Origin of the sequence: Paenibacillus puldeungensis (genome assembly GCF_042678945.1) — a bacterium.
GTDB classification, from domain to species: domain Bacteria; phylum Bacillota; class Bacilli; order Paenibacillales; family Paenibacillaceae; genus Fontibacillus; species Fontibacillus puldeungensis.
Genome location: NZ_JBHTLM010000001.1, coordinates 570,896 through 588,511 on the forward strand (window position 1 = coordinate 570,896; position 17,616 = coordinate 588,511).

Genomic DNA, 17,616 nt, shown 5'->3' on the forward strand with positions numbered 1-17,616 from the left:
TCCAAATCCTAGAGAGGATGAATGTGGAATAAGCGTTTTTTGTGTTAATACATGCCGATATCGTCAAGCATTACTTTTTCAGGGCTGTCGCCATTCAAATAGAAGGATAGCTTCTGGATGCCTGTAAATGGGTCAAAACGGCTATTGCCCCCTGTAAAGGCCGTTAGCGGCAGCCTGTAGGTTTGAAATACGACCTCGGTAGGCTGCTTGTATTTTCCGTCCGAGAGGTGTTCATCAAACCAGGGATGTATGGTAAAGTCAGTAGCGGGCAAAGGGACAACTGGCATAAAGCGGGATAAGGGGAGGCGTACGCTCACACCTTTGCCGTCCACAAGCTCTACATCTACATGAACCGGGGCGGCTTGATCCGAAGCAACACTATCATGAAGCTCAAAGCTTCGGTCCGCCATGGAGAAGGACAAAATGTTGGCTTGACCGGCGGGAGGCAAAGGTGCCCCATGCTCCCATTGTAAAGAGTAAGCGGCTTTGTCCGTCTTCCCGCTTTGCTCTAGCACGATGCCGCGGTTGGATTTGCTTGAATTGCCACGATTTCGGGCCTCTTCTTCCTTCCATGTGAGCCCGTTACCACCAGCTTTTCCGTTTCCGGGAATCGTTGTTCGATTCAAATCTTCATCGTACCGCGCCCAGGCTCCAAACTCACCGCTTTCGAAGCGGTTATAGTAATCCGTAACCGGAAGCCAGGCGAGGCCGGATCGATAATCACGCATCAGCGGAAGAAAATGCTCATCCCGGTGAAGTGATTCCTCCAAGAAGGCGGAAATATACAGCTTGGCAATTTCCCGCTGTTCTGTAGCGGACAGCATGCCTTTACGGCTGAGCAGGATGCCTTTCGGCAAGCTTACGTCGCGGCCCCCCCAGCTACTGTTGAACTGGCTGTGGTTAGCATCGGCGATGTACAGTGATGCTTTGAACCGGGAAGAGCCTGGAGAAAAGGTTGTACGGCTGTACTGCCGGTCCCCGTCAAAATCGCTAACGTCCCCGTCTCTCGCGCCCTGAAGCGTTAAATAGTTAACATCCTTCAGGCTAGTAAGCTTTCCGTCAACCATTTTATCTGTAGGTGCAATCGCCACTACCGATTGGATGTGATATTGTTCCAGATTGTCCAGCATAGCGTCTTTACCGAACCAATCCTTGTAATCGGCTGCCATTGCTACGGCCTGACCACCACGAGAGTGACCGATCAAGGCAATATTGCTAAAATCAACTTTTTCGTAAAAAAGGTTGCCGGGCTCTTTCGCAAACTGCCCGATTTGCTGTAGGTGCTTAAGCAGCAACCAAGCCCGCACCTTCATGTCATTGTCTGGAATCCCGGTCCATACGGAATAATTGAGAAAATTTTCGTCCACCGATACGGCGATGAATCCCCGGCTGGCCAGCAGTCGCCCTAAATAACCGTACCCGTCGTCGGAGTAATCCTCCATCAGGTGGTTGCCATGCACGATAAGGACCAACGGAAATGGGCCTTGCTTACCGCTGGCTTCCGCAGAATCAGGCATCCACACGCGGCCATTTAAAGGCAGGGTATGCTGATCAAAGCCCCAATACATCTTACGAAACTGCGGCCATTTTTTAATGTATTCTGAGGCATCCACGGGCATGGAAAACACTGCGGCATCTTTGCCATACTCCGGCTGCCAGAAATTTTTCCCGCTCCCGTATTGGAAGGTGGCTACATGGTACGGACCAGCCTTAGTAGGGTTGTCGCTTAACTTGGGAATCGTTAGCTCCAGTTCATCCGCACTGTCACGATCTGTCAGATCTGTTTGAAAGACCGATCTTGATGAAGATATGGATTCAGTATGATCTACTGCAACCAGAATTCCCGCGGCCAACATGAGAGCAGCTAAAGCTCCCACCTTGGCTCGCATTTGAAACTTCCGGCTCGTAAGTATACCAGCGAGCAGCCCGCAGATTATCCCGGCCACTGTCAAGATACCCGCGACAATCATAGCGGCTGTCCATGAGACTTCATTGAAGTAAAAAATTACAAAAATGATGAATGCATCATAGATCACGGTTCCGACAAATAGGCGAGGAACCGGAAGTCCAACTAAGGCAAACAGCACAGCGATAATATTAGCAATGAGGAACATTGACATCGTACCGACAAAGAGATATTGCACAACGTCGGCACCGACACCAAGGCCTGAAGGCATACCTAAAGCGAGCATTATAAACGCGAACATGCCGGCCCCCCAGGGACCGGCAATAGCAGTACGCCAAAAGGCGGTATCATATCGGTAAGTTCCGCGGACCCGACGGGCCAGCTTGGAGCGAAAAGTCGGTTTGACTTTGGCAGATTCGGTCTGCAGCTGAATCTGTAGTTCCATAAAATCCTCCATCTATATAACGGCTTCTCTTTATTGTAGCATGCTATATTCAAAGGAGGAACAGGTGAATCCAGGTTTATCGGCGACTGCTTTGCTTAAATCGAATAGATGACCAGACGATCAGCACAATGAGCACGCCGATGCAAACGGCGATACTGATGCGATTTTGCGCGTCGAACAGAAATAGCAACGCGATAACGGACAAGCAAAACACCGTCAGGATCGTAAGGTAAGGGTAGCCCCATACTTTAAACCCCGGTTCGACAGGGTAGCTTTTGCGAAGCTTCACTTGAGCTAGGCAAATTGTGATCCACACAAGCAGCACGACAAAGCCCGGAACCGCCATAAGCAGCCTGAACAAGCCGGCCTGATTCAGGTAGGCCAACGTCGAACCGAGGATGAGGATGGCTCCGCTCAGCTTGAGGCTATTGACCGGAACTCCCTTTGCAGAAATTCGAGCGAGTGAAGCCGGAGCTTCGCCTCCGGTGGCCATGGAGTGAAGCATACGAGTAGCCCCGTAAATACCGGAATTTGCCGCAGACAATACCGCTGTAATCAAGATGAAATTCATAAGATGCGCCGCCCCCTGCAAACCGACAGTGGTTAGTACTTGCACAAAGGGGCTTGTCTCTCCATTAAGACTATTCCAGGGAATCAAACCGCAAATGATGAGAATCGGCAGTGTGTAAAACAGAATGACCCGCAGAATAAAGCTTTTTACGACCCTAGGAAGCACCTTTTCGGCATCTTGAGTTTCCGAAAGTGTAAGCCCGATTAACTCAGAGCCGCCGTATGAGAACATAACGACGAGCAACGCCGAGAAGATGGCTGTCCATCCATTGGGGAAGAAACCACCGTAGGCTGTGAAATTGTGCAGGAAAGGCGCTTCAGTACCGGGAATGAAGCCAAACAGAAGACCGGCACCCAGCACGATAAAAACGATGATCATAGCAATTTTAATACCGGCTAGCCAAAATTCAAATTCTCCGTAGCCGCCGACACTCATCATATTGATCGCTATAATAAAGGCTGCACTAGCCAAACTAAGCATCCATAGAGGTACATCTGGAAGCCAAAACTGCAGAAAGCTCCCGGCTGCGATCACTTCAATGACACAGACAGCCAGCCACATAAAGCAGTACAGCCAACCGATAATGAAGGAGATTCGCTCGCCGAATGCTTTACGAATAAAATCCTTCATATTCAGGCCGGGGTAAACAGTAGCCATCTCGGCGATGGCCCCCATCACGACAAGGAGCAATAGACCGGCAAAAGCATAGGAGAAAATAACGCCGGGTCCGGCCAAGCTTACCGTTTCGGCGCTGCCTTTAAAGATACCTGTTCCAATAACACCGCCCATCGCCATAAAGCTGATGTGCCGTGGAAGCAATTTTTTTTGTAATGAGGTTTCGTTTGATTTCACTGTTTGTAGGGCCCCCTGAACACACAAGATAGTCAACAAGTTGTATTGACTTATATTACACCAAATCCTCGATGAGAGGAACAATAACGCTTTGATTTATTGTATCCTGTTTTGGAATATCCGCTTTGTAGCGCGCAACTTTGAATGTTCTTGACAAAATTTTACTTCCCGGTTTTAATTATGTAATGGTTTTGACTCTCACGTGTAGCGGAGGCGAACGACATAAATCAACTTCTTAAAAATATCCACCCTTTATCCTGGACGATTATAATAGGTACGATTTTTGGCCGCATGGCCACGTCCATGAGTATTCCTTTTTTGTCGATTTACCTCATTAAAACGATGGGAGCAACGCCTGCCGAGACGGGGATCGTGGTTGCCGTCAGCTCGCTGATCGGCGTGTTCGCCAGTTTCTACGGGGGATACATTTCCGATGTTATTGGGCGAAAGAAAGTGCTTTATATATCCATCTTCGGTTGGGTACTCGTGTTCGTCGGGTTTGCCTTGGCGGATAAAATCTGGATTTTCTTCCTTATGAATGCATTAAACGGTTTGTGCAGGGCACTGTTCGAACCGACCTCGCGTGCGCTGCTTGCCGATATTACGCCGCAGGAGAGCAAAATGCTCGTGTTCAATCTGCGTTACGCAGCCATTAATTTAGGTGTTGTGGCCGGGCCTATTTTGGGGCTGCAGCTAGGAGCTTCGGAATCGGGAACGGCCTTTTACTTCGCCGGCTTGGTGTATTTATGCTACGGGCTGGTTCTGGTCCTGCAGTTTCTGATTCATAAAGGGATCGGTACAGCCGATCAGGAAACTGGTGAGCAGCTAACACTGCAAGGAGCGCTGCAGGTGACCGGGAAAGATCGCACATTTGTATATGTACTGATCGGCATGATTTTTTGTGTGCTGGGGTACGGGCATTTCAGTTCTACGCTGGCACAGTACATGGAGATGAGCCCGGAAATCACGGATGGAGCCAAGTGGTTTGGATACATGCTGTCCCTTAATGCCATCGTAGTGCTGACCGTTCAATTCCCCGTTGTTCGCTTAGCCAGCCGATTTTCTCCCATTGTGCTGCTCATCGCGGGTAATCTGTTTGTTGCCTGCAGTTTGTTGCTCTTTGGCATGTTTCATACCATTTGGGCGTTTATGGTTGGAGTGGTTGTGTTTACGATTGGGGAAGTGCTGATGTTTACGATGACCGATGTGCTGATTGATCGCATTGCCAAGCCGGAGCTGAGAGGCACTTATTTCGGGGTATTCGGCTTCAACAATTTGGGCAATGTGATTGCGCCGCTGTTGGGCGGATTTTTGCTCGATGCGTTCGGTGCGTCTTCCGCGCTGCTGATTTTTACGATCCTTGCGCTCACGACCGCCTGCGGCACTCCTTTCCTGCTGATTGCGAATCGCCATTTAAGAACAGCTCAAGTCGGGGCAGACCATTCATCGCAAACAGAGAAGACCCAAAGCTGCACTTAAGTGAAAAGGGAGAAAAAGGCCTATATACAACAAAGGCCGATGGAGCAAATAGTGCTCCATCGGCTTTTGCGTTCCACTTAAAGTTTGTTCGCTCTAACCCGATTATTTCATGGAGCTTGCAGCGGCATATCCGCCTAGACGACCTGAGTTGAAGGCAAAGGATAAGGTTAGTCCTTCAAACGTTGGGTAAGAATCACCATAAAGCCCGCCAGCGTCACAACCAACGGCATATAGGCCGGAGATTGGTTTGAACTGCCCGTTCATGACTTGAAGGGAACCGTTAACTCGAATTCCGCCGATGGAATCTTCCACTAAAGCGGCAGCTTGCACAGCGTAAAATGGTCCTTTTTCAACTGAATATTTCATGTAGGCCGGATTTTTCAGGAATTCGGAGTCTTTTCCGCTCTTCACGGATTTACTGTAATCGGCAGCCGCACCTACCAGGTTTGCAGCATCAACGCCCATGTTCTTAGCCAATTCTTCGATCGTATTACCTTTGAATGCTGCGCCGGCTTTGATCGTTTTATCCATGGAGTCGTAAAGGTCCTTCATTGGAGCAACTTTTCCGGTAGAGGTCTTCGTATCAACCCCTGCACCTACGAGATACGTTTTCTCGAAGGAGTTTGTCAGATCGGAGCCTTGCTCGGATAGTTGTTTCATCGTTGCATCATCCAGGACCACGTAGTATTCGCCGCCTTGAGCTACGGCAGCATTACCCCAGAGTGCGAAGTCGTAGACAACGCCTTCATCGACGAAGCGTTTGCCTTCGCGGTTAACCCACATTAGCGGCAGGTTGAGCAGTTGACCGGTTGAGCCTTGCCAAACCGACGGGTCTTTACTAGGAATGAGCGCTGAGTGTACAGCTACGGCATTGATGTTGAAATCGTCGGCACCAACCGCTTGTGCCATCGTTAAGCCGTCACCGGTATTGTTGGCATAAGCCATCGTTGTGTAGTTGCTGACGTTCAAGTACTTTTTAATCATGGCGTCACTTCCGGCATATCCGCCTGTCGCCAAAACAACCTTTTTCGCATGAACGGTTAACTTGCCTCCGTCTGCCTTTTGAGCGATAACACCGATAATGTTGCCTGCTTGGTCTTTGATCAGCTCTTTGCCGGCGGTGTTCGTCAGCAGCGTACCGCCCATTTCCTTCAGCTTGGCATACATATTGTCAAAAGCCTTATTCTTGTCCACATATTTATGGTAAGTGACCGGCAGGCCGATGTGGGACTTTTGAGTGTTCTCCATCAGTTTGGTTTCCGTTCCATATTTAGCTAACCAATCGATGGTCGATGCCGATTGCTCTAGAATGTTTCTGGTTAATTCCCCATTGCTCAAATAGTGGGTATATTTCGTTAAATAATCGAAGGCTTGATCGACCGTGTAGGTTTCTCCAGCTTTTTTCTGTTGATCACTTTGAATTGCGAGCAGACCTTCTGCCAAGAAACGACCTGCTCCACCTGGCGTAGCTGCTTTTTCCAGAACTACGACCTTCGCGCCCTTTTCGGCTGCGGCCAGTGCGGCGGCTGTACCTGAGGCACCTCCACCGACAACAACAACGTCGGTCGTCATTTCTTCATTTTTAGCTACGACAGTTGCTTTTTTCGCTTTTTTCAAAGCATCTACATTGCCACCGGCTTGTTTTACTGCGGCTGCTACAGCCTCCAGCATCGATTTCGAGGAAGAGGTAGCGCCGGATACAACATCGACGTTCAAATGCTGTGCACTGAGAATCTCGTCAGCAATCTTCTTCAAAGCCGGTTTCCCCAAACCTTCCGTTTCGGATTCTTCTACAACGGTAATATCTGTAATGGCATTGCTGGTAAAAGTAACCTTGACTTTAAGATCGCCGTTGCGGGCCTTAACTGTAGAGGTATACGTCCCTGCTTTGTAGCTTGGGCTTGCCTTACTTGCAGCACCGACAGCGCTATTTTGGAAGTTGCCAAAGTAGCAGCCCAAAAAGACCAGGGTGAAGACAAGAAACATGATACCAGGTCTGGCGATTTTCCTAATGTGTCTTTGCATGATCAAATCTCCCTCTTGTAATTTTTTTCACAATATTAGGTTGGGGGCAACCTCAGCCATACTCTAGCACAAGGGAAATAAGAAAAGAATACCATTGCACACTATGTAATCGCTTTCTCTAAAATCAAAAAAAGTTCCATCCTTAAAACATCTTGTTACAGATCAAACCGTTCATTTCAGCTTTTTTTCACCTAAATCAATCAAAAATAGGTGGATAAACAAGCTAATCAGGGAACGTAGCTCATAAATTTGTCGTCATATGAAGGGCGTTTCAAAATGGAAAATTCGTTCCGATCAAGGAACAAATTGTTACGCCTCATTCCAATATTTCCTGCTCCGTAAAAAACATCTTGGCCAGCGTTTCGATCAAGTATACGACCGGTAATTGCGTCGAGAAATCGTCGACAGAACTGCTCATATTTTTGGCATGGAAAAGATGGTAGGGTAAAGTAAAATCGGCGAGTTTAGATAACGTTGAGCTTCTGTTGTTCGTGACGATGACACTCGTCCCTCCGCTTTCCTGAACCTTACGCACAAAGTTAATCATTGCTTCGGATTCTCCGCTAAAACTAAACAGAATATATACTTCCTTGACCGTCTGATGTATCGCATTTACACACCTTTGATCTAGATAACTGGCATGTTTGCCGGCTGCCACGAAATACATCGCCGCATAGTAGGCTATACTTCCAGATGCTCTATCACCAGAGCAATAAATCCGATCGGCCCCGGACAGCAAAGCAGCAGCGATGTGAATTTGCTCTTGGTAGGCCGTGGTATTAAATTCGTTTAGGAAGCTCATAAACAACTGGGAACGATCCTCGGAGCCTATCAAAGCTCCGGCTTGGTCCAGTTCTTGCTGGATATGATGCTTAAACTCCTTAAAGCCACCAAAGCCAAGCTTATGGCAAAATCGCAGAACGGAAGGAGGGGACGCATGCACCTCGGCAGCAAACTCTCTGATGGTTAGATAAGGGATTAATGGTTTGTTGCAAATCGTATAATGATACATTTTCTGCTCATGTTCGCTAAGATCATATGCTGTTTCTATAATATCTGATGAATGGAAGTGATCATGTCCCTCTTGAATCGGATTGTGTTTGGCGAAGGAGGCAGCTATTGTACTGCCCAAGGATTCGATCAGATAAACAGCGGGCAGCTGCGTAGAGAAACTATCCACTACATTGTCCATGTCCTCGTGACCTATTAAAGTGGGAACCGTTTTTTGTAGGCTTCTGGCGTAATAGACATTGTATGCAACCGTCAAATCCGCCATTTTGGCTAGTGAAGAATAGTTGCTGTTCGTAATGAGGAGAGTTTGACCGCCGCTATTTTTGATTTTTTCAACGAGTTCGATGAAGATTTCAGACTCGCCACTCACGCAGAATAGGATAAACAGATCGGAGGACAGACGGGTTGCCGACAAAGCCACCTGCTCATCCAAATAAGCGGCAAACAGCCCGGAAGCGGAGAAATGAGCCGCTGCATAGTAGGCGATGCTGCCGGTGGGGCCGGCTCCAAGACAGAAGACCTTGTCCCGCTGTTGAATCATTTGTATGGCCTTGTTCAGCTTCTCAGTGAACAAGGGCGTCTTCACTTTGGCCAGAAAATCTTGAAACAGACCGATCTTGTCGTCGGAATAAGAGATTTTGCTTTGCTGCTCATTGCTCAGCATTTGTTTGAAATACACCTTAAACTCTACAAACCCGCTGCAGCCTATTTTTTCGCAGAAACGCAGGACGCTGGTTGGCGAGGAATGGACCTTAGCGGCAAATTCACGGATCGTCATGTAAGGGATCGTATTCTTGTGATTTAAAATATAACGGTACATGTCCAATTCCACTTCGTTGAAAGAACGGATTTGTTTCGGTGTAAACATTAGATTCCCCCCTGGCTTTATCGCTGAATATCATAAGTCAAATTGCAAGGGGGAATCTATTTGCTATCTCACAATGTCCTCGGGAGAAGAGCTTTTTACTACCAAATCTTTTGCTGGGAACGCTCAGACTGCGCCTTTGGCCAAATAAAGTAGCTCGCGGTGATGATCAGGTCGATTCCGAGAACCAGAGCCCATATTTTGAGCACTCCGACCAATGCTTCGGTACGGCTGGCATCATTGATCAAATAGATCATGCCTAACAGCAAAAGCGCACCGATAATATAGGCGATGATGTGTCGGATGAATCCTTTCAAATAATTTCTTGCGTACTCCAGCCCGTACCGCTTAATCGGTTTAGCTTCCGTCTGTTTGGCCACATAGTACCGGAACCGCTGATCCGCCCAGTCGATCATGCTTTTTCCATAAGCAATCGATACGCCGATGTAAACCGCTGCAATGGCATGGGCCGTCGTTGCCTTCGCTCCGTTATACAGGTCCACGCCGGTGATAATGAATAGAATTAGATCGACGATCGGCGTCAAGGCGAGCAGCACTAGCCCTAATTTCGGCTTTCTAAACAGATAACGAACGGATAAGCCGGCGATGATGACCACCCAGAAGGCGATTTCACAGGCTACAATTAACCAGGCGACAAAATTCATAAGTCCTCCTTAGTAATAGTAATTCGAGGAGTATTATAGCATTCGAATTTAATTAATACAACTGTACTAAAATAAATTGTGTTGCTGTCCCGAGCCTGATAAACTAAACGTATGCCTAAACTAATAGATCATGAACAAAGAAAAAAACAGATTGCTGAAGCGACGTGGCGAGTTATTTTGGAACAGGGAATGGAAGGAGCGACTGTGCGAAATATTGCCAAAGAGGCAGATATATCGCCGGGCTCGCTTCGGCATGACTTTGCCTCCCAGGAGGACTTGCTGCTGTATGCGATGAACCTGGTGAAAGAGAATGCGGCGGCCCGGATCGAGAGCGTTGCCATGCAGGATATGCCGCCAAGGGAGATCGCACTCGGGATACTGCTTGAATTGGTGCCTACGAATGAGGAAACTAGGGCGGAAATGGAGGTTTGGTTTGCGTTTACGGCTTATTTCAGGAAGAAGAGGCTGAGTTTTGATGCGCAGCATGACGGAATTTACATGGGGGTTCAGCATATCATTCGGCAGTTGGATCGGCTGCATTTGCTAAAGAAAGGTGTTAACAAGGACATGGAGGCGGAGATGCTCTACGCCATGATAGACGGACTTGCACTCCATGCCTTGCTGGACCCGCAGCGATTAAACAAAGAAAAAATCACTAATTTGTTGAATCATTATTTGGATTCTATTTGCCATTTCGAATAATGAAGCTAAACTATTTGCTTTTTCTCATCATATTTAACAGGGAGAGACCAAAGAAGAGAACGGTCGTGCCCACCAAAATGGCGATGCTAAGCCAGGAATGGACCGTGTAATCGCCAAATTTATAGACGACGCCCATATTTTGAATAAAATCCTGTTCCACCCCTGCTGGGGCACTGCCAAAGGAGACTTCCATCGGACGATCCATCAGTACACTCCGGAGAAGTACGCCGGCATGGGACACCGGAAAAATCTTAACGACAAACTGGACAGCTTCAGGCAAAGTGCCAATGGGTATGTATATCCCGGTCAAGAAACCGATAAGTGTTCCAAGCACCGTGCTTGCGGCCGCAAAAGCGTTCTGGCTCTTGATTAAGGTCGTAATAAAGAAGACGATGGAGCTGCTCGCTAGAACAGAAAGTAGAATAAGGCCGATGACTTTAAGAATAGATACTAGCGGGAGCAGCTCGCCTCCAGACATTACGATGTACAACTCGCCCAGTACAAAGGTTATGAGACTCATAATGACTCCGATGCTGAAAGAGCTAAGAATGTAACCGCCCGTCAAATCTCTTCGGCTGATGGGGGAGGTCGTAAAATCCTTTAATATTTTGCGCGAACGGTCCTCCACCATGATGCCAAAGGCACCCATCGTCGAGGTAATAGAGATAACTGCCAGAATGCCGGAGATTATCCAGCTGTTGATGAGGAAGGATACCCCCTCAATGTTAGGAAGGCCTTTGGCGATCGTATCTCCCAGGAACAAAACATATAGTCCAAGAATGATAAGAACACCCAAGAGCGAGAAGAAGACAGCTGCACGGTCTCTGAAAAATATTTTTAGGTTTCTGCTGGCAATACTGATCATCAGCTTCTTACCTCCGCTCCGGTCAGGTTAATAAATACATCATCCATGGTGCCGTTGACGACTTCGATGTTGGTGATGTTGCCTTTACATTTGTCGATGATCGGGATCGCGTCCACCGTACTGTCTAGTTTAATTCGGAACATATCGTCTATTTTATCAAAAGGGATGCCTTCGTTTTGCAGCAATTCGGTCAATTCGTCCGCTCTTGCCGGCGTAATCTTGAGATAGTCGAGCGCGTACCGTTTCTTGAGCTCTAGCGGAGTTCCTTTGGCTAATACCTGCCCATGGTCGATAATCGTTACATAATCCGCTTGCACGGCTTCCTCCATGTAATGCGTCGTGAGGAAAACCGTCATGCCCTGTTCCCGCTTTAGCTTTAGGATCATTTCCCAGACGCTTTTCCGGGTTTGCGGGTCAAGACCTGTTGTAGGCTCATCCAGAAAAAGCACCTTGGGGGTGTTGATCAACGCTCTGGCGATGTCAGCTCGTCTACGCTGCCCTCCAGACAGCTTGCCGTAGGGACGATTCAGAAATTCCGTTACATTAGCGGTTTCCGCAGCCACTTTGATAGCCGCCTTTAACTCCTGCCGCCCCAGCTTGTAAAAGCTTCCGCGTACATACAAATTTTCTTCTACCGTAAGCAGCGGATCAAGAAGACTATCCTGGAACACGATGCCTATAGATGAACGAATCTGCTCATCCTCCTGCCCCAAACGAAACCCGTTAATCATCACTTCTCCCTCGTCCTGCTTCAGCTGCGTGGAAATCATATCGATGGTCGTTGATTTTCCGGCTCCGTTCGGACCAAGAAAGGCAAACAGACTGCCTTCTTCAACGTAGAAATCGATTTGCTTAACTGCCTGCAGCGCTCCAAACGCTTTCCTTAAATTCGTTACTTCAATCATGTGACTCATGGGGTTCACCCGCCTTTTGTTCTTTATTTCTGTTGAATAATTCGAATCTGCCTGATGAAATGTTAATTTATAAATACGCACTGTATAGGCACGATTTGTGACTTACCATAGCATGGTTGTTTTTGAGTGTGCAATATCATTTCGGGTAAATTGTATTATCATTTAGGTAAAATGCACCAATATGTCATTGAATCTGTCTACAAGCGATCTATAAAATATAATACTAGGGAGGGCGTTCATAATATGGATACTAGAATAGCTGAATGGGTGGATCAGGCAAAAGTAAAATTCGGGTTATCGGCTTATGTGCTTAATAGCTGCAAAATCCACCGAAGAGTCGAACTTGTGAATCAAACCGTCTATTATTTGACGATGGAATGGTGGCCTAGTGCCGTTGCTGAACCTCAGGAGGAAGGCTACAATCCCGAAGGAACTGCGGTTATAAAATTGGATTTGAACCGCCTCAAATGGGCGAGCGTCATCTTTGTCGGCGGACAATCTTATGCGGATACGATTACGTTTGAAAGAACGGATTTAGATCGCATAATCCCATGGATTGAACAAGAAACGGGGCTAACGTACGGAAAGCAGTTTAAACTTATGAATCAGAAGGAAGACGGGTTTACTTTTCAGGAGTGCCTGGATGGTATTCCGGTGTCGCCCACAGGTCTGATCGAAGTGAAGTTTGATCTGGAGGGGAAACTCACATTTTACTCGGCTCAAGGAAGTATGCTTGCAAGAGATAAGGTGGAGGCGAAGGCTGAGGACTATTCTCTGTCGCTCGATCAAGTAGAAGGGATAGCGAAGCAGCAATTCAAGCTTGTAGAATTCCCAGCCATTGAGAAAAACCAATATATTCCCGTGTATGGAATAGAAGAAATTTATGTGACGAATGATCTGACAGGAACGATTCCTTTTGAATTTATAGTTGATAACAGAGCACGCAAAAAAATGGACAAAGTGCTTCGTTGGACAACAGCTCTCGGTTCCCCGTTTCTGGGAGTTCCACTGAATCTTGTAGAGGAAGAAGTTACTCCCGAGCAGGCTTTTTCCCTTGAACCGCATCCAGATACATATCCGATTACGGCTATAGAGCAGGAGCGGTGTATCGATGCAGTAAGGGACTTTTTGCGCCAAGTGTATCCAGATGATTCCGAAAAATGGGTTTTACATATGCTGTACCGTGATCACGGGTATATTGATGCCAAGTTAATGCTAAACAATCCAGGTGGAGATCAAGGGCTACATCAAGGAAAAATGCTCGTTATCCTAGACAGGGACAAATTTAACGTTTTGAATTACATGGATAACCGTTCTTTCCTCAGTGATGTCTACCAGGAGCTTCAGGCTGCTGCTCCGACAACCGTAAATCGGGACGACGCCTTTGAGAAAATCAAGCCTCTGATCGAATTAAAGTCGGTTTACGTATATGATTTTGAGCAGGAAAAATATATATTATGCGAAAAAATTGACTGCCAATACGGTGTTCATGCCGCGACGGGAGAAATTGTTTCATTAAATGACTTATAGAATTAGTGTAGGCAACCGTGTCGGCTGACAAGCTGGAGCTAGTCTGCATAATCGGCCAAGTTCCCTCATAGACATGTTATCAGTTTAGGAAATCAAACTGCAGAGGGGATGATCACATGCGCCTTTTCACGAGGACGCTGATACTCGTGCTAGCTGTAAGCTTTGTGCTGGCTGCATGCGGGAAAAAGGACGCCGCCGGCGTCGTCAAGGATTTGGACAAAGTTGTCGCGGGGTTAGAGAGCTATCAGGGAACAGGCACGATGACGCTCTATACGGGCGACAAGCCACAGGAGTATAGGGTGGAGGTCTGGTATCAAAATCCGTCCTTCTACCGCATTGCCCTGACAAATGCACAGAAGGATGTTACACAAATCGTGCTTCGTAATGAGCAAGGTGTTTACGTACTGACCCCGAGTCTGAACAAAAGCTTCCGGTTCCAGAGCGATTGGCCGGAAAATCAAGGCCAGGTTTACTTGTATCAGACGTTGGCCCGAAGCATTCTGAGCGATAGCACCCGTCAATTTGATAGCGACAAGGATAGCTATATCTTTGAAGTAGCGGCAAACTATAACTCCCACGCTCTTGTACGGCAAAAAATCTGGCTTGCAAAAAGCAACTATGCGCCTAAACAAGTGCAGGTGTCGGATGCCGAAGCGAAGGTCGTCGTCGAGGTCAAATTCGATAAGTTTGATTTTAATCCGAACTTTGAGAAAAACTCCTTCGATATGCAACGTAATCTAGATGCAGCAGCGCAGGACTCCCAAGGGACGCTGTTAGAAGTAGATGAAAACGGTATGCTCGTGGAGAAGCCATCTGAGGGCAGTGAAGCTGGCCAAAAGAGTGAAGAGGCGACGGGCGCTCCATCCAGCGGCGAAGCGGAAGGAACCAAGAAACCATCCGCGCCTAAATTGTCCGAGCCATTTGGGGTAATCAATCCTACCTACTTGCCGGAAGGAGTGAAACTTAAGGACGATAAGGCTATCGAGGGAAGCGAGCGCAGTGCAGTTCTTCTTCGCTTCGACGGTACCTATCAATTTACATTGTCGGAGTCGCGCTCGCCGGATCGTACAGCTTCGCTTGTTCCCGGAGAAACGGTCTTTATGGGATTTACGGTGGGGCATCTTACCGGTGATGATCTGCAGACTTTAACCTGGACGATGGACGGTTTGGAATTCCGCATCACTAGTGAGGACCTTCCTGTGAATGAAATGGTGAAAATCGCCGCTTCTATGCAGAACGAAACGGGTAAATAATGAAAAATAGGCGGATTGCGCTTGCTCCGGAAAGATTATTTATTTAACCGGGCACGTCTATCCGCCTATTTTTTTTACTCTGGCTCTGCCCTTGCCTGAATTGGGTTCTTTTGCAGAATTGACAGCCGCTCCCCGGGACATTACCATAAGTGTAATGCTCAGGATGTATTTGGGCTTTCAATCTTTGGAGAAGGTGACCTAGAAGTGCAAGTGAAGTATCGACCTACCCATGCAGAAATTGATTTGGATATGCTTGACGTCAATTACACAGCGTTGCGGAGTAGACTGCCGCAAGACATGAAATTGCTGGCATGTGTGAAAGCTAATGCTTATGGACACGGTGCTGTCCCTGTGGCAAGAGAATTGGAGCGAGTTGGAGCGGATTATCTGAGTGTAGCTTTTTTGGATGAGGCTCTGGAGCTTAGAAACGCCGGGATTAAGCTTCCTATTCTTGTTTTAGGCTATACGCCACCGCACGGCGTTCACGCTGCGTGGGAACATAACATTACGCTAAACGTATTCAGCGATGAAGTGCTTGAGGCAATCCGCTCTTTGGATCCGTCTACGTTCCCGCATAAGCTCAAGATCCATATCAAGATTGACTCCGGAATGGGGCGTGTAGGCCTGCTGCCTGGAGATGGGGTGGTTGCCTTCGTGCGCAAGGCAATGGAGATCCCGCAGGTGGAAGTGGAAGGTATGTTTACCCACTATGCAACTGCGGACGAAGAAGACAAAAACTATACATTGGAACAGTATAGACGGTTTCAGGGAGTGGTGGATGCGCTGCGGGAGCATGAAATTTCGATCCCAATCATACATACGGGTAACAGCGCCATCGCTATTGACTTACCGGAGTTATCTATGCAAATGGTAAGAATCGGCATCGCACTATATGGCTTATACCCGTCCGATCAAGTTCGGAAGGATGAGGTGGAGCTTCATCCGATCATGTCCCTTAAAACGGAAGTGGTTTGGGTAAAAACGTTGCCGCCCCATTCCGCCATCAGTTACGGGGCAAGATATATCACCGAAGGGGAAGAGCGAATCGGTACCCTTCCGATCGGATATGCCGACGGATATTCTCGGATGCTTGGCGGGAAGGCGCAAGTACTGATACGCGGACGCCGCGTCCCGGTTGTCGGAACCATCTGTATGGACCAATGTATGGTGTCGCTTCAAGCTTTGGCTGAGGAAGCTGAAGAAATTCAAGTCGGCGAGGAGGTTGTGCTCATCGGTCAGCAGTCCGGCGAAGAGATAACGGCGGGCGAGCTGGCATCCGCGCTTGGCACGATCCACTATGAACTGGTTTGCATGTTGGCCCACCGCGTTCCCCGGGTTTACAAGCGCAAGGGAGAGCCCGATGTGTTAGTAAATCCACTGCTGTAAAGACAGCCATCAACTATAGCAGACAAAATTCAACAAAACTTTTCCCTGACTAGAAGGATTTTATGTCGAGACTATCGAATACAAGACATGGAAATGATCAGATATGTACGGCGCTGTCATTTTTGTTTATAATGAAATGCAGCATACTTGATATACTCTCGGCATATATTTCTTTTGTATAAATTTCCTTGAATAATGATATACTTAAGGATATGAAATCAGGGTCGACAAGGTTTTGGGGGTGGAAGTAAAGATGGCCAATATGCACAACACCAAAAGAATCATGATCAGTTTACCGGATCATCTTTTGCAGGAAGTGGATGGAATCGTTGCTATGGAGAACTCCAATCGCAGTGAGTTAATCAGGCAGGCCATGAAGCTGTATCTTAGTGAGCGGAAGAAACGCTTCATCCGTGAATCGATGCAGCGTGGATATATGGAGATGGCGAAAATCAATCTGTCCATGGCCTCCGAAGCGTTCCACGCGGAAGAAGATGCAGACATCACTCTGGACCGCCTAGTAAGCGGGGTGTAAACATTGATCGTAAAGCGCGGCGACGTATTTTTTGCAGATCTCTCCCCTGTGGTCGGTTCTGAGCAGGGAGGGGTAAGACCGGTGCTTATCATCCAGAATGATATCGGCAATCGATTCAGCCCAACGGCTATTGTTGCGGCAATAACTGCGCAAATCCAAAAGGCGAAGCTGCCTACGCATGTGGAAATTGATGCGGCTACACACGGATTTGACAGGGATTCCGTCATTTTGTTGGAGCAAATTAGAACGATCGACAAGCAAAGACTAACCGATAAAATTACGCATTTGGACGATGAGACGATGAAAAAAGTCAACGATTCGCTGCTGATTAGTCTCGGTTTAATCGATTTTTAATAGGTCGACAGCGCAGGGAGCCTGCGGTCGACAGGACGCTTCGGAAAATTCCGGGGCGTCTTTTTTTCATGGACAGGAATGCTCAAATTGTTTGGTGTAAATGTATTTTGTACAGCTATTTCATCGCGCCTCCCGGGGTTATGAGAAAGTAGATGTAAAAAGTACACTTAAAATGGCTCTGTAGGCCGGTAGATACGGTAATGGTTACTTTTAGATGTACTTTTTACAACTACCTCTGAATAATTGGATGTTTTAGGG

Annotated in this window: 14 protein-coding genes; 7 read left to right on the forward strand and 7 right to left on the reverse strand. The window is 47.5% G+C overall.

The features are described 5' to 3' along the window. Positions 1 to 44: 44 nt before the first annotated feature. Entirely contained in the window at positions 45 to 2,351 is a 2,307-nt protein-coding gene (locus ACFQ3W_RS02415) for a poly(ethylene terephthalate) hydrolase family protein (protein WP_379316220.1), read from the reverse strand. 76 nt (positions 2,352 to 2,427) lie between these two features. Further along, positions 2,428 to 3,774, reverse strand: coding sequence for an amino acid permease (locus ACFQ3W_RS02420; RefSeq protein WP_379316222.1), 1,347 nt, complete (start codon positions 3,772 to 3,774; stop codon positions 2,428 to 2,430). Between the two features lie 222 nt (positions 3,775 to 3,996). On the opposite strand from ACFQ3W_RS02420, the gene ACFQ3W_RS02425 reads away from it, so the two are divergent. Next, complete coding sequence (locus ACFQ3W_RS02425) at positions 3,997 to 5,253, forward strand: MDR family MFS transporter (RefSeq protein WP_379316394.1); 1,257 nt, start codon at positions 3,997 to 3,999, stop codon at positions 5,251 to 5,253. Between the two features lie 102 nt (positions 5,254 to 5,355). Here the strand turns inward: ACFQ3W_RS02425 and ACFQ3W_RS02430 are convergent, their stop codons facing one another. The 3 genes from ACFQ3W_RS02430 to ACFQ3W_RS02440 form a co-directional block, all read right to left on the reverse strand. Next, positions 5,356 to 7,278: an FAD-dependent oxidoreductase gene (locus ACFQ3W_RS02430; RefSeq protein WP_379316224.1), complete on the reverse strand. Its 1,923-nt coding sequence runs from the start codon at positions 7,276 to 7,278 to the stop codon at positions 5,356 to 5,358. Between the two features lie 316 nt (positions 7,279 to 7,594). Next, entirely contained in the window at positions 7,595 to 9,157 is a 1,563-nt protein-coding gene (locus ACFQ3W_RS02435; RefSeq protein WP_379316226.1) for a MurR/RpiR family transcriptional regulator, read from the reverse strand. A gap of 98 nt (positions 9,158 to 9,255) precedes the next feature. Then, a complete protein-coding gene (locus ACFQ3W_RS02440) occupies positions 9,256 to 9,819 on the reverse strand; it encodes a hypothetical protein (RefSeq protein ID WP_379316228.1) in 564 nt (187 codons plus the stop codon). 111 nt (positions 9,820 to 9,930) lie between these two features. Here ACFQ3W_RS02440 and ACFQ3W_RS02445 point away from each other — a divergent pair, with 111 nt between their 5' ends. Beyond that, on the forward strand, positions 9,931 to 10,521 hold the full coding sequence (locus ACFQ3W_RS02445) for a TetR/AcrR family transcriptional regulator (RefSeq protein ID WP_379316229.1): 591 nt from the start codon (positions 9,931 to 9,933) through the stop codon (positions 10,519 to 10,521). A 10-nt stretch (positions 10,522 to 10,531) separates the two neighbouring features. Here ACFQ3W_RS02445 and ACFQ3W_RS02450 read toward each other — a convergent pair whose 3' ends face one another. Next, complete coding sequence (locus ACFQ3W_RS02450) at positions 10,532 to 11,386, reverse strand: ABC transporter permease (RefSeq protein ID WP_379316231.1); 855 nt, start codon at positions 11,384 to 11,386, stop codon at positions 10,532 to 10,534. Beyond that, positions 11,386 to 12,300 (reverse strand): ABC transporter ATP-binding protein, encoded by a 915-nt coding sequence (locus tag ACFQ3W_RS02455; RefSeq protein WP_379316233.1) that lies wholly within the window; start codon positions 12,298 to 12,300, stop codon positions 11,386 to 11,388. Before ACFQ3W_RS02455 ends, ACFQ3W_RS02450 begins: the two co-directional genes overlap by 1 nt. Positions 12,301 to 12,543: 243 nt before the next feature. Here ACFQ3W_RS02455 and ACFQ3W_RS02460 point away from each other — a divergent pair, with 243 nt between their 5' ends. From ACFQ3W_RS02460 to ACFQ3W_RS02480, 5 genes are all read left to right on the forward strand, one after another. After that, positions 12,544 to 13,830 carry a hypothetical protein gene (locus ACFQ3W_RS02460; protein WP_379316235.1) on the forward strand — a complete coding sequence of 429 codons (1,287 nt, stop codon included), beginning with the start codon at positions 12,544 to 12,546 and terminating at the stop codon, positions 13,828 to 13,830. Between the two features lie 116 nt (positions 13,831 to 13,946). Continuing rightward, complete coding sequence (locus ACFQ3W_RS02465) at positions 13,947 to 15,083, forward strand: outer membrane lipoprotein-sorting protein (RefSeq protein ID WP_379316237.1); 1,137 nt, start codon at positions 13,947 to 13,949, stop codon at positions 15,081 to 15,083. Positions 15,084 to 15,287: 204 nt separating this feature from the next. After that, positions 15,288 to 16,469: an alanine racemase gene (alr, locus tag ACFQ3W_RS02470; RefSeq protein ID WP_379316239.1), complete on the forward strand. Its 1,182-nt coding sequence runs from the start codon at positions 15,288 to 15,290 to the stop codon at positions 16,467 to 16,469. Between the two features lie 253 nt (positions 16,470 to 16,722). Next, the gene (locus tag ACFQ3W_RS02475; protein WP_379316241.1) at positions 16,723 to 17,004 is read left to right on the forward strand and encodes a CopG family ribbon-helix-helix protein; all 282 of its coding nucleotides are present in this window, start codon (positions 16,723 to 16,725) and stop codon (positions 17,002 to 17,004) included. Positions 17,005 to 17,007: 3 nt separating this feature from the next. Beyond that, positions 17,008 to 17,358 carry a type II toxin-antitoxin system PemK/MazF family toxin gene (locus ACFQ3W_RS02480; RefSeq protein WP_059046614.1) on the forward strand — a complete coding sequence of 117 codons (351 nt, stop codon included), beginning with the start codon at positions 17,008 to 17,010 and terminating at the stop codon, positions 17,356 to 17,358. Positions 17,359 to 17,616 lie beyond the last annotated feature (258 nt).

Bases quoted from the DNA above. Each gene is read 5' to 3' on its own strand.
- ACFQ3W_RS02415 (WP_379316220.1), bottom strand. From the start codon at position 2,351: ATGGAACTACAGATTCAGCTGCAGACCGAATCTGCCAAAGTCAAACCG.
- ACFQ3W_RS02430 (WP_379316224.1), bottom strand. From the start codon at position 7,278: ATGCAAAGACACATTAGGAAAATCGCCAGACCTGGTATCATGTTTCTT.
- ACFQ3W_RS02435 (WP_379316226.1), bottom strand. From the start codon at position 9,157: ATGTTTACACCGAAACAAATCCGTTCTTTCAACGAAGTGGAATTGGAC.
- ACFQ3W_RS02440 (WP_379316228.1), bottom strand. From the start codon at position 9,819: ATGAATTTTGTCGCCTGGTTAATTGTAGCCTGTGAAATCGCCTTCTGG.
- ACFQ3W_RS02445 (WP_379316229.1), top strand. From the start codon at position 9,931: ATGCCTAAACTAATAGATCATGAACAAAGAAAAAAACAGATTGCTGAA.
- ACFQ3W_RS02450 (WP_379316231.1), bottom strand. From the start codon at position 11,386: ATGATCAGTATTGCCAGCAGAAACCTAAAAATATTTTTCAGAGACCGT.
- ACFQ3W_RS02455 (WP_379316233.1), bottom strand. From the start codon at position 12,300: ATGAGTCACATGATTGAAGTAACGAATTTAAGGAAAGCGTTTGGAGCG.
- ACFQ3W_RS02460 (WP_379316235.1), top strand. From the start codon at position 12,544: ATGGATACTAGAATAGCTGAATGGGTGGATCAGGCAAAAGTAAAATTC.
- ACFQ3W_RS02465 (WP_379316237.1), top strand. From the start codon at position 13,947: ATGCGCCTTTTCACGAGGACGCTGATACTCGTGCTAGCTGTAAGCTTT.
- ACFQ3W_RS02475 (WP_379316241.1), top strand. From the start codon at position 16,723: ATGGCCAATATGCACAACACCAAAAGAATCATGATCAGTTTACCGGAT.